Origin of the sequence: Helicobacter cetorum, assembly GCF_900198405.1 — a bacterium.
GTDB lineage: Bacteria > Campylobacterota > Campylobacteria > Campylobacterales > Helicobacteraceae > Helicobacter > Helicobacter cetorum_C.
Genome location: NZ_FZMR01000019.1, coordinates 138,621 through 149,791 on the forward strand (window position 1 = coordinate 138,621; position 11,171 = coordinate 149,791).

General features: G+C 35.1%; 14 protein-coding genes. 13 read left to right on the forward strand and 1 reads right to left on the reverse strand.

Annotation, left to right across the window (positions count from 1 at the left end):
- Position 1 precedes the first annotated feature (1 nt).
- The 7 genes from C6H25_RS06145 to C6H25_RS06180 all read left to right on the forward strand — a co-directional run bounded on the left by C6H25_RS06145 (position 2) and on the right by C6H25_RS06180 (position 5,351).
- A complete protein-coding gene (locus C6H25_RS06145) occupies positions 2-346 on the forward strand; it encodes a hypothetical protein (RefSeq protein WP_199768949.1) in 345 nt (114 codons plus the stop codon).
- A 50-nt stretch (positions 347-396) separates the two neighbouring features.
- On the forward strand, positions 397-2,337 hold the full coding sequence (locus C6H25_RS06150) for a DUF4268 domain-containing protein (RefSeq protein WP_104748558.1): 1,941 nt from the start codon (positions 397-399) through the stop codon (positions 2,335-2,337).
- Between the two features lie 10 nt (positions 2,338-2,347).
- The gene (locus C6H25_RS06155; RefSeq protein ID WP_104748559.1) at positions 2,348-2,599 is read left to right on the forward strand and encodes a hypothetical protein; all 252 of its coding nucleotides are present in this window, start codon (positions 2,348-2,350) and stop codon (positions 2,597-2,599) included.
- Between the two features lie 2 nt (positions 2,600-2,601).
- The gene (locus C6H25_RS06160; RefSeq protein ID WP_104748560.1) at positions 2,602-3,171 is read left to right on the forward strand and encodes a hypothetical protein; all 570 of its coding nucleotides are present in this window, start codon (positions 2,602-2,604) and stop codon (positions 3,169-3,171) included.
- Entirely contained in the window at positions 3,171-3,653 is a 483-nt protein-coding gene (locus C6H25_RS06165) for a hypothetical protein (protein WP_104748561.1), read from the forward strand. The genes C6H25_RS06160 and C6H25_RS06165 overlap by 1 nt, the downstream gene beginning before the upstream one ends.
- A 363-nt stretch (positions 3,654-4,016) precedes the next feature.
- Positions 4,017-4,550: a TIGR00645 family protein gene (locus C6H25_RS06175; protein ID WP_104748563.1), complete on the forward strand. Its 534-nt coding sequence runs from the start codon at positions 4,017-4,019 to the stop codon at positions 4,548-4,550.
- 27 nt (positions 4,551-4,577) lie between these two features.
- Positions 4,578-5,351 (forward strand): hypothetical protein, encoded by a 774-nt coding sequence (locus tag C6H25_RS06180; RefSeq protein ID WP_104748564.1) that lies wholly within the window; start codon positions 4,578-4,580, stop codon positions 5,349-5,351.
- Here the strand turns inward: C6H25_RS06180 and C6H25_RS06185 are convergent.
- Positions 5,348-6,211, reverse strand: coding sequence for a menaquinone biosynthesis family protein (locus C6H25_RS06185; RefSeq protein ID WP_104748565.1), 864 nt, complete (start codon positions 6,209-6,211; stop codon positions 5,348-5,350). The genes C6H25_RS06180 and C6H25_RS06185 overlap by 4 nt on opposite strands.
- A 98-nt stretch (positions 6,212-6,309) precedes the next feature.
- Here C6H25_RS06185 and recA point away from each other — a divergent pair, with 98 nt between their 5' ends.
- From recA to C6H25_RS06215, 6 genes are read left to right on the forward strand one after another with little or no spacing between them, the layout of a single operon-like run.
- Positions 6,310-7,353 (forward strand): recombinase RecA, encoded by a 1,044-nt coding sequence (gene recA, locus C6H25_RS06190; protein WP_104748566.1) that lies wholly within the window; start codon positions 6,310-6,312, stop codon positions 7,351-7,353.
- A gap of 21 nt (positions 7,354-7,374) precedes the next feature.
- The gene (gene eno, locus C6H25_RS06195; protein WP_104748567.1) at positions 7,375-8,655 is read left to right on the forward strand and encodes a phosphopyruvate hydratase; all 1,281 of its coding nucleotides are present in this window, start codon (positions 7,375-7,377) and stop codon (positions 8,653-8,655) included.
- Positions 8,648-8,926: a hypothetical protein gene (locus C6H25_RS06200; RefSeq protein WP_104748568.1), complete on the forward strand. Its 279-nt coding sequence runs from the start codon at positions 8,648-8,650 to the stop codon at positions 8,924-8,926. Before eno ends, C6H25_RS06200 begins: the two co-directional genes overlap by 8 nt.
- A 19-nt stretch (positions 8,927-8,945) precedes the next feature.
- Complete coding sequence (locus C6H25_RS06205; protein WP_199768950.1) at positions 8,946-9,542, forward strand: AMIN domain-containing protein; 597 nt, start codon at positions 8,946-8,948, stop codon at positions 9,540-9,542.
- Positions 9,542-10,039, forward strand: coding sequence for a shikimate kinase (locus tag C6H25_RS06210; protein WP_233707346.1), 498 nt, complete (start codon positions 9,542-9,544; stop codon positions 10,037-10,039). Before C6H25_RS06205 ends, C6H25_RS06210 begins: the two co-directional genes overlap by 1 nt.
- Positions 10,040-10,068: 29 nt before the next feature.
- Positions 10,069-11,037, forward strand: coding sequence for a PDC sensor domain-containing protein (locus tag C6H25_RS06215; RefSeq protein WP_104748570.1), 969 nt, complete (start codon positions 10,069-10,071; stop codon positions 11,035-11,037).
- The last annotated feature ends 134 nt before the right edge of the window (positions 11,038-11,171 follow it).

Genomic DNA, 11,171 nt, shown 5'->3' on the forward strand with positions numbered 1-11,171 from the left:
AATGGGAATTGGAACAAAAATCGCTAGCGCATTTGGTTTTGAAAAATTTAGCGTTACAGGAAATATGAAAGTTAAGACTTTAAAGGCAGATTTTAAAAAACATTTTGGAGCGAGTTTAAGGATTTATAAGGGCAATCAATTTGCCCCAGAAGATGCTACTTTGGCTAGTATCAAACAAACTAAAGCCAAAGTTGAGGGGAAGTTTTGGGCGCATTCTAGCGATAAAGTGGGCGAATTTGAAAAGAAAATGCTAGAAACCTTTGGTATTAAAGTTCAAGTAGCTAATAAGGCTGACACAAAACTTTCTAATAATAATTTAACGCTAGAGGCTGCTGGTAAAGAGTAGATGTCTAAAGGAGAGAGGGGGATAATTAAGCGAGTTTTTAAGGAGGAGTAATGAGTATAAGTATATTTTCTAGGTTTTTTAAAGATGAAGAAGAAAAAGAAACCGCGCCAATTAAAGAAATGCAAATACCACAAGAAAAGCTACAGAAAGAAGAAGTTTGCGAACAAAAAATATGTGTAAAAGGAGAGATAATGAAAGATAGCACTAATGCTAGTCATTGCTATTTAGGATTAACCGATGAGCCAATTACTTCCATTGAACATGAGAGTTTTGGCATACAAGATTATGTAGGAGCATTAAGCGAGTTTATAGAAGATTGTCAAACTCCTATGACAATATCCATTCAAGCTGATTGGGGTTCAGGCAAAACGAGCATGATGAATATGATAAAGCAAAAGCTTATCCATTCGCCTAAAATTGCCGATACGATTTGGTTTAACACTTGGCAATTCAGTCAGTTTAATACAAAAGATGATTTAAATATTTCGTTTTTAAGCCATATTGTTAAAGAGATAGGTGGGGGCGATGATAAAAGTGAAACCATGAAAATCTTAGGCAATGTAGCCAAAAGAGTGGCAGGGGCTGGAGTGCATATTTTAGGTGGTGCTTTGGGAGGAGGTGGAGAAAAAGCGGCCTCATTACTTTTAGAAGAAGTTGATAGTAGCGAGCAAATCAGTAAGCTTAAAAAGAAGTTAGAAGATATTGTGATTAAGAAAACGCAAGCTAACAGCTCGCGCATTATCGTGTTTATTGACGACTTAGACCGCTTAATGCCTAAAAAAGCTGTAGAGCTTTTAGAAGTGATGAAACTTTTCTTAGATGTGCCTAATTGTGTTTTTGTGCTTGCGGTGGATTATAATGTCGTTGTGAGCGGATTGAAAGAAAAATTTGGTAGCGGCATAAACGATGAAAAAGCTAAAAGCTTTTTTGATAAAATCATCCAGCTCCCGTTCAACTTACCAGTAGCGACTTATGATGTGCATAAATATTTTAAAAGCCTTTTAACCTCGCACAATAACACCACAGAATATAAAGAGGGCGATATTGAAAGTTTTGTGGACTTAGTCAATAATTCTGTAGGCTTTAACCCGCGCTCTATGAAACGCCTTTTTAACGCGCTTGAACTTTTAAAAATGGTTGCTAAAAGTAAAAATATGCTAGCCGGCGATGAAAACGCCAAAACGAACGAAAAAGAGCGCATTTTATTTGCGACTTTATGTTTACAAAGTGCTTATGATGGGGTGTATCGCTACTTTTTAACTAACCAAAACCATATTAATAGCGAATTTTTTGACATACTCACTAATGGCGATAAATTCAGCGAGAGCGATATGGCTAACGACTTTTTAAAGGCTTTAAAAGTTAAAAACACCGAAAGCGAAGAGTTTTTAAAATTTGTAGAATTTATTAACGCTTTAATGCAGGCCTTGCATTTAGAAAGCAACAAAAAAGACGCGCTAAGTGAAATAGAAATTAACACGTTTTTACAATTTTTAAATTTCTCTTCAATTACGACTAATAGCAACGCGCCAAAAGTGAGTGTGAACACACATGAAGATTGGCAAAAGGGTAATTTTGATTATTGGAGCAAATTTGTCAATGAAATTACCGCTTTAGGCTCTAAACTCTATGCTGGGCGCGCTATTTCTAAAGATAATTGGGCGAGTAGTAAAACCGTGATTTCTCACTGCTTGTTTGAAAGCGTTTTATTGCGTAAAAATAAAAAAGTCCATGGCGTTAATGTTAGGTTTTTAATGAAAAAGCCTGTAGAAGAGAATATTAAGCTATACGAGCATTTATTAGCGCATAAAGAAGAGCTTGAAAGCGCGATGGGTGGCGAATTAGATTTCTATTTTAATAATGGCAAAAGGAGTGCGGTGATTTTCTCTTTTAAAGATATTGAAAACTTAGACGAAGTGATTACTAAAAACGCTGAAATTGCTTATAAAATGGAGCAAGTTTTAGTGCCTTATTTAAAAGGCTTTAAGTAGGGGGTGTTTTTTGAATAGCAAAGTTAGAGAAACCTTAGCTTTTAGCGTTTTGTTTTTAACGCTAATTGTAATGGTATTTGTTTGGGTAAAAGATTATACACAAGGATTTTTTTACACTTTAGGCTTAGAATTTTTAGTTTTTTGTGCGGGATTTTTCTTAGTGCTTGTTATTTTTCCTAGTAATAATGAGAAAAAAGCCAAAAAACATAACGCACAACATTCAAAGCAAGCTCATAAATCTTATTTGAAAAAGGTGCATTGAATATGGGAAGTTTATTAGGGCTTGCAATCGCTGGTTTCACTTTTTATAAGATGTATGATATTTGGGATAAAAAAGAGAGTTTGTGGTATTTGTTGAGCTTGGAAGCTTTGCTATTTTTTATAGGTATGTTTTTATCGGGAGTATTTTTTTCTAATGGGCGCGAAAAATTGCAAGCAGGAGCAGGCTTTATTTTTTTTAGCACCATAGCTCTTGTGTGGTATTTTTGGCATAAAAATTATGTGTATGAAGGCTTATGGTACACTTTGGGATTTGCGGTATTGATTTATTTAGGTGGGCTTGTATTGAGTGTATTTTTGGGAGTATTGGGTAGTGATAATACGACAAAAAGCGTTGATGCAGAAACCATTAATTTAAAAGAGGGCGTTTCAGACGCTACGCTTAAAGAAACATCAAATAATGCCACGCTTAAAGAAATGGATAATTCTACTCTTAGAAAGGCTAGTTCTAATGCTACGCTTAAATTGGAAGAGAATATTCAAAAATTAGAAACAAACAATGTGCAAAAATTAAAAGTTGCGCCTAAAAATAACGCTATTTTAAAGGAAGTTTGATGAGGTCTAAATTACGCAAATGGACAAGTCCGCTCCTTTATTCTTTAATGACGCCCCTTGTGTTAGTGCTTTTTTGGCTTTGCATGTTAGCAGACCCAGAAAATGGATTTTATGCCGCGTTAAAAATCGTTGGTGCCCTCTTTTTATTAGATTTTGTCCTAACTTTTGCCTTGCCTTGCCGCATTAAAAACGGCAAATTTGTTAACGCTGGGCTTTTTGGCTTTAGTGTGCCTATGAATAAAGTGCAAAAAATCTATATAGGTCATGGCACAATCAACGAAAAAAGAGAAAGAAAAAATAAAACGAAAGAAAATACGAGCTATTATGTGAAAGTTAAAGCTTATAGCATAATCCTAGAGGGTTCTTTTGGGCTAAGACAGAGTATAAAAAGCACCAATAAAGACGATGTTTTAGATGTGATTTCTATGTGTAAAAAATATGCAAGCAATCATCATTTAAAAATTAGTATCAGTATGCATTGATGAAGTTAGTTTTTTTAGTCTTTTTCTTTAGCGTTCTTAGCGCAAGCATATTAGATAGCACCAAGAACGCATATCAAGCTTATAAAGACTTGTATTGCAAAATATATCCCTTAAAGGCAAAGTGCGTTTTTAAAAGAATGTTGCAAGAAAGAGATAATAAAAAGAATAAACAAAATGGCAATAAAAAATAAAAATTCTTGTTTGGTAAATTATAGATGTGAATATAAATGTTTCTTAATTTATGCTAGATTTTAGAAAATAAAGGTATTGAATACTCAATAAAGATTGAGTTAAAACTTTTAAGTTACAATCAAATCTTAAAAAGTGGGTGGTGGTGGTAATTCAAATATAAAGCGGTTTAAAATGATAGAAAGATTAGTTGAAAAAATTTTGTTTGCAACCCGTTGGTTACTAGCTCCTTTATGTATTGCATTATCGCTAGTTTTGGTTGTTTTGGGCTATGTGTTTATGAAAGAGTTATGGCATATGTTGAGCCATTTAAACACTATTGATGAGACTGAATTGGTGCTATCAGCTTTAGGGTTAGTGGATTTATTGTTTATGGCGGGGCTTGTTTTGATGGTGCTATTAGCGAGTTATGAAAGCTTTGTATCTAAATTAGATAAAGTAGATGCAAGTGAAATCACTTGGTTAGAGCATACAGATTTTAACGCTTTAAAATTAAAGGTTTCACTCTCTATTGTAGCTATTTCGGCGATTTTTTTACTCAAGCGTTATATGAGTTTAGATGATGTTTTAGCTAGTATTCCTAAAGACGCTCCCTTATCGCATAACCCCATTTTTTGGCAAGTGGTGATTCATTTAGTCTTTGTGTGTTCTGCACTTTTAGCAGCTGTTACGAACAAGATTGCTTTTTCACATAAAAAAGGGCATTAAACTGACTAATTAGCTATAATCTTAAGCATGGATTTTTTAAAAGTTTTAAAACATGATGCTTTAGAGCAGGTAGGCAATGTTGTTGTAACTAATTTTTTATTAACGCTCATTATTCTAGCGATTTGTTTTTTCTCTCAAAATACTGAAGAAACAACCATGCTTACTCTAAGCTACACGCTCTTTTTTGTCTTAGGAGCATTCTTATTGAGTGCGATGATTTTAGGGGCGATTAAAAATCTCAATGCCAAGCTTTTTTCTAAAAAGGGGGTTTTAAGCTTTTCTTTACCTATTAGCATTGATGTGTTATTATTGCCTAAGATTTTACTTCCTATAGGTTTTTTTATCTTAAGTTTGTTGTGGTTTATTCTAAGCGTGCGTTTGGGTTATTATCTCTTTATTAGTGCACAATCTAGCGTGTTGTTTATCTTGTATAGTGCGTTAAAAGTCTTTGTTTTAAATCCTGCTAAAATTATAGGCGTTATGCTGTTTTTAGGGCTTGTTTTAATGAAATTTTTATTTGTTTTGAGTGTGTTAAATGCGAATAAAATCAAAAAGGCTCGCTTTTTACTAGGGGGATTATTATTCATTCTTGTAGGCATTGTTTTAGAAATGGTATTTAATTCATTCTTGCCCTTAATGAGTTCAAATTTAAGCATAAATGATGGGTTTTATTATTTCTTGCAACAACAAAAGTTAGAAGAGAATAAATATTATCTTTTATGGGGCGTGGATTTTTTAAAAATCCTTTCATTGTATTGTATAAGCCGTTATTTACTCACACATAAATTAGAATTAGATTAAGAAAAGCGGTATTTAAAGTATTCATCAGTAAGCAAGCAATCTTTAGTTTTGAGTAAGCTAGGATAAAATCCGTGTTGATAGCCTAACTCAAAAAGCTTGTCTATAGCTAAAATTTGAGTTTCATTTAAGCGAGCTGAAGTCTCATTAGCATACAAGCTTAGATAGGTTTGCAATTGCTCTTTACTCACCCGAACTAAAGAGCGTTCTATGAGCATACTAGAGAGTAAATCTTGGTGTTTTAGGGCTACTTCAATGGCTTGAATTAAAGCCTTTTTAATCAAAATCGCCCGATATAGTGGGATGGAGCGCCTAATCGCCATGCCCCCTAAAGGCAAAGGTAAATCAACTTTAACAAATTCTTTCCAAATATCCCATAATTCTTTTTCCACTTCTAGCTCGTTATGAAAATCTAAGATATTTTCATGGATTAACACTCCTGCATGCACTTTTCCTTCAAGCACCGCTTTTTCAATGTCTAAGAAATTCATATAAGTAATGCGAGCATGCTTGTAATAGAGTTTGAATAATAGGGCGTTTGTGGTATGCTCTCCACTCAAAGCAACTCTAAAATCTTTTTTTAATCTCACGCCCTTTTTTTTCACTAATTTGGGTCCATAGCCATTTCCAAAGCTAGTCGCTGTAGGGAGCAAGGCATAATCATTGGCAATTTTAGGGTATAGCCCAAAGCTAATCGCACTCACATCATAAGTGTTTTTCAAAGCTTCTTGGTTTAGGGTTTGAATATCTAGGGCAGTATTTTGAAAACTTTTATGCTTAATGGGGCAATCTATCCAGCCAAACTTAATGGCATAATACATAAAAATATCATCAGCATCAGGGCTATGAGCGATACTAATCAAAGCGAGTTCCTTATAAGTAGGGTAAGTTCTCTTATTATAATAGATTTTAGGCTAGGATTTGATAGAATAAGCAAATCAAAATTAATTAAGGCGACTTTATGGCAATAGATGAAGACAAACAAAAAGCGATTTCTTTAGCGATTAAACAAATTGATAAGGTTTTTGGTAAGGGGGCGTTGGTGCGTCTTGGGGATAAGCAAGTAGAAAAAATTGATGCCATTTCTACCGGCTCATTAGGATTAGATTTAGCTTTAGGGATTGGGGGAATTCCGAAAGGTAGAATCATTGAAGTGTATGGGCCAGAATCAAGTGGAAAGACGACTTTAAGCTTACACATCATTGCAGAATGCCAAAAAAATGGGGGCGTGTGCGCGTTTATTGATGCTGAGCATGCCCTAGATGTGCATTATGCAAAGAGACTTGGCGTAGATACTGAAAATTTATTAGTCTCTCAACCAGATACAGGCGAGCAAGCCCTAGAAATTTTAGAGACTATCACTAGAAGTGGGGCGATTGATTTGGTGGTAGTGGATTCTGTAGCCGCACTCACGCCTAAAGCAGAGATTGATGGGGATATGGGAGACCAGCATGTGGGCTTACAAGCAAGGCTTATGAGTCATGCATTAAGAAAAATCACCGGCGTGTTACACAAAATGAATACCACACTAATTTTTATCAATCAAATTAGAATGAAAATTGGCATGATGGGTTATGGAAGCCCAGAGACCACAACAGGGGGGAATGCCTTAAAATTTTATGCGAGCGTGAGAATTGATATTAGAAGAATTGCCGCTCTTAAACAAAACGAACAGCATATCGGTAACAGAGCCAAAGCCAAAGTGGTAAAAAATAAAGTCGCTCCCCCTTTTAGAGAAGCGGAATTTGACATTATGTTTGGGGAAGGGATTTCTAAAGAAGGCGAAATCATTGATTATGGCGTGAAACTAGATATTGTGGATAAGAGTGGGGCATGGCTAAGTTATCAAGATAAAAAGCTAGGGCAGGGTAGAGAAAACGCTAAGGCTTTATTAAAAGAAGATAAAACTCTAGCGAATGAAATCATTCTTAAGATTAAAGAGAGTATTGGCACGACTGAAGAGATTATGCCCCTACCTGATGAACCTTTAGATGAAATGGAATAAATAAAAGTTAAAGGATTTTGAGTGATAAGTATTAAAGATGTTTCTGCTTTAGAAGTGATGGATAGTAGGGGTAATCCTACCATTCAAGCAACCATTACACTAAGTGATAATACCAAAGCTAGTGCGATTGTGCCTAGTGGGGCAAGCACAGGTAAAAGAGAAGCTTTAGAATTAAGAGACAATGATAAAACACGCTTTTTAGGTAAAGGTGTGTTAAAGGCATGTGAAAATGTCAATCGTGTGATTAAAGATAATTTAGTAGGGCTTGATGCGTTTAATCAAGCCTTAGTGGATAAGGTTTTAAAAGAATTAGACAACACGCCTAATTATTCTAACTTAGGGGCGAATGCCACTTTGGGCGTGTCTATGGCATTAGCAAGGGCTAGTGCGAAGTCTTTAAACATTCCTTTGTATCGCTATTTAGGGGGGGCTAACGCTTTGATTTTGCCTGTGCCTATGCTTAATATCATTAATGGTGGCTCGCATGCTAACAATTCTATAGACTTTCAAGAATACATGATTATGCCCTTAGGTTTTGAGAGTTTTAAAGAAGCCTTAAGAGCGAGTGCGGAAGTTTATCAGGTGCTTAAAAAACTCCTAGATGAGAAAAATCAGCTCACAAGCGTGGGCGATGAGGGGGGCTTTGCACCTAATTTTAAAAACAATGTAGAACCCTTAGAAGTCATTTCTCAAGCCATTGAAAAAGCCGGTTACAAACTAGGTGAAGAGATAGCCCTTGCTTTAGATGTGGCTAGTAGTGAATTAGTAGATGAAAATCTTAATTATCATTTAAAGGGCGAAAACAGAGTTTTAAATGCGTTTGAATTAGTCGCCTACTATGAAGAATTGGTTTCAAAATACCCCATTGTGTCTATTGAAGATGGTTTGAGCGAAGATGATTGGAAAGGGTGGGAATTTTTAAGCAAAGAATTAGGGCATAAGGTTCAATTAGTGGGCGATGATTTGTTTGTAACAAATGCGAGTATCTTAAAAAAAGGCATTGAAAAAAATATTGCGAATGCGATTTTGATTAAACCTAATCAAATTGGCACTATTAGTGAGACTTTAGAAACGATGAGATTAGCCAAACGAAATGCGTATAAATGCGTGATGAGCCATAGAAGTGGGGAGAGTGAAGATAGCTTTATTGCTGATTTTGCTGTGGCATTAAATACCGGAGAAATCAAAACCGGATCAACTTCAAGAAGTGAAAGAATCGCTAAATACAACCGCCTTTTAGAGATTGAGCATGAATTAAAAGAAGGCATTTATTTGGGTAAAGAGCTGTTTAAAAATGGCTGAGAGCCTTTTTGAAGATGATGTCTTAAAAGACAATAAAGCACGAGATTTTTTCTATAGTAATCGTTCACTTATTGTCTTTTTTCTCTTGTTGCTTTGGTTTGGGTATTATTTAGGGAAGTTGCTTTTTGGTAGTTCATCTTTAGAGACCTATTTGGATTTAAAAGACAAGCATGAGCGTTTGCAACAAGAAATCACAGAATTGCAAAGTAAGAATGTGCGGTTACAAAAGCGTTTGTTTGAGTTGAAAGAATTACGACCTAGAGATTACTAGAGATTTAAGGAAAATACCAGTGTTAAAAAAGATTATAGGTTTTGTTGCGATTTTAAGCATGTTGTTTGCTAGAGACAATCCTTTTGAGCCTGAAATTACTTCAAAGAATTTACAAGGAGGCTTTAGTGGGACTTATGAGAGCTATTTTAAAAAGCTTGATGTTGACTTACCTACGACTGCTAGAATTTTAAAAAATATCAGCATTACTTACCAAGATATTGATGGCTCTATCCATTCTAAGGTGGTGGATATTGATAAGGGAATTGATTGGCATTACCCTTTAACGCTCTCTCAAATCACTCTTAATCAATCAGAGTTTGGAAAGCGCTATAGAATCCAAGATTTTGAATTTGTTATTGAAAACAATATCCTAACTTTGCATTCCTCTCATAAATTATTACGCTCTTTTATATTAGTAGAGCCTTATCGCATTGTTTTAGATATGGAACGAGGCGTTTCTAAAATTCATGACACTTTAGCTTTGGAGCAGAAATTTTTTTCTCAAATTAAGTTAGGCACGCATGAAAATTATTATCGCATTAGCATTGTATTAGACGGAAAATACCGCTACACCTTAAAAGAAAAAAATGGGGCATACCAACTGCACCTAAAATAATGAGCGAACACATTGTATTAATCGGTTTTATGGGGAGTGGCAAAAGCTCTTTAGCCCAACATCTAGCCCTAGCCTTAAAGCGTGAGGTTTTAGACACCGATGCGTTAATTAGCGAAAAAGTGGGCTTGAGCGTGGCACAAATTTTTGAAAAATTCGGCGAAGATAGCTTTAGAATGCTTGAAAGAAATTTGATTGATGAGCTAAAAACCTTTAAAAATCCTTATGTGATTTCTACCGGTGGGGGCATTGTTATGCATGATAATTTTAGGGGTTTAGGGAAAGTATTTTATCTTAAAGCAGATTTTGAGACAATCACTCGGCGTTTGAATGCGAACGAACGCCAAAAACGCCCTCTTTTAGCCGATTTAAAAAAGGCTAACGAGCTTTATTGCGAGCGTCAAGTTTTGTATGAACAAAACGCTGATTTCATCATTAATGCTAATGGTGGTTTGCAGAAATCTTTAGAACAAGTGTTAGAATGTTGTATTCATAATTAAAAACGCTTTTGTTTTTAGGAGGCTCTTTTATGTTGAGTAGAGATATTATCCAGTATTCTAAGATTCGCACTGAGTTGTATGCGTATCTCACTTATTTATTTTCTCATAATTTACGCAACCATCTTCCAGAAATCACCTTGGATTACTTGGCTAAACAAATTGGTAAAGTCAGCTCTGAAGTCAAAATGGCAAAAAGCTTTTTTGTTTTAGATGCTAAGGGCATGCTTGTGCTTACGCCAAGCTATTTTAAAAGACAAGGATATAAAGGAGGGATTTTAGAGCATGATTTGCAAGAGGGTATTGAATTAGAAAAAAGCGAATCTGGTAACCACAACTTTAGCGATAAGTATTATTTCTATCAAGCTGTTTTAGAAAAACGCTGTGTTTTAACCAACCCCTATCCTAGTAAAAAGGGCAATCATTTAGTGATTACCGCCTCTTATCCTTTATACAACCAAGAAGATGAGCTTGTTTATGTCGTTTGCTTACAAATCCCTTTGAGAGTAGCGATTGCTATTAGCTCGCCCTCAAAATATTTTAAGAGTTTTAATGATGGGAGCATGATTATGTATTTGATGATTTCTACCATGCTCACTTTAGTGTCATTACTCTTATTTGTGAAATGTATTTCTAGTTTTTGGACAGCGATTGTGCATTTTAATAGCTTTGATATAAAAGAAGTCTTTCACCCTATTGTGCTTTTAACCTTAGCTTTAGCTACATTTGATTTGGTGAAAGCGATTTTTGAAGAAGAAGTGTTGGGTAAAAATAGTGGGGACAACCACTATGCCGTGCATCGCACGATGATTAGATTCTTAGGCTCTATCATTATTGCATTAGCGATTGAGGCTTTAATGCTCGTGTTTAAATTCAGTGTGAGTGAACCAGATAAAATCACTTATGCGGTGTATTTGGCTATAGGTGTGGCGGTGCTTTTAATTAGCTTAGCGATTTATGTGAAATTCGCTTATAGCGTTCTGCCTAAACGAGGGCGATAGGTTTAAATCTTCTTTTGTTGCAATCAAAAATTTTTTTGATTGCACTTTAAGCTTTTTAGTATTAAAATTCTGTCTCATCATTTTAAAATCTTAAATTAAAGGAATGTTATGCGTTGTTGTAATCAAGTTACCCC

Excerpts from the sequence above, each read along its gene's own strand:
- C6H25_RS06180 (WP_104748564.1), top strand. The coding sequence starts at position 4,578 with ATGGATTTTTTAAAAGTTTTAAAACATGATGCTTTAGAGCAGGTAGGC.
- C6H25_RS06145 (WP_199768949.1), top strand. The coding sequence starts at position 2 with ATGGGAATTGGAACAAAAATCGCTAGCGCATTTGGTTTTGAAAAATTT.
- C6H25_RS06200 (WP_104748568.1), top strand. The coding sequence starts at position 8,648 with ATGGCTGAGAGCCTTTTTGAAGATGATGTCTTAAAAGACAATAAAGCA.
- C6H25_RS06210 (WP_233707346.1), top strand. The coding sequence starts at position 9,542 with ATGAGCGAACACATTGTATTAATCGGTTTTATGGGGAGTGGCAAAAGC.
- C6H25_RS06215 (WP_104748570.1), top strand. The coding sequence starts at position 10,069 with ATGTTGAGTAGAGATATTATCCAGTATTCTAAGATTCGCACTGAGTTG.
- C6H25_RS06160 (WP_104748560.1), top strand. The coding sequence starts at position 2,602 with ATGGGAAGTTTATTAGGGCTTGCAATCGCTGGTTTCACTTTTTATAAG.
- recA (WP_104748566.1), top strand. The coding sequence starts at position 6,310 with ATGGCAATAGATGAAGACAAACAAAAAGCGATTTCTTTAGCGATTAAA.
- C6H25_RS06165 (WP_104748561.1), top strand. The coding sequence starts at position 3,171 with ATGAGGTCTAAATTACGCAAATGGACAAGTCCGCTCCTTTATTCTTTA.
- C6H25_RS06150 (WP_104748558.1), top strand. The coding sequence starts at position 397 with ATGAGTATAAGTATATTTTCTAGGTTTTTTAAAGATGAAGAAGAAAAA.
- C6H25_RS06175 (WP_104748563.1), top strand. The coding sequence starts at position 4,017 with ATGATAGAAAGATTAGTTGAAAAAATTTTGTTTGCAACCCGTTGGTTA.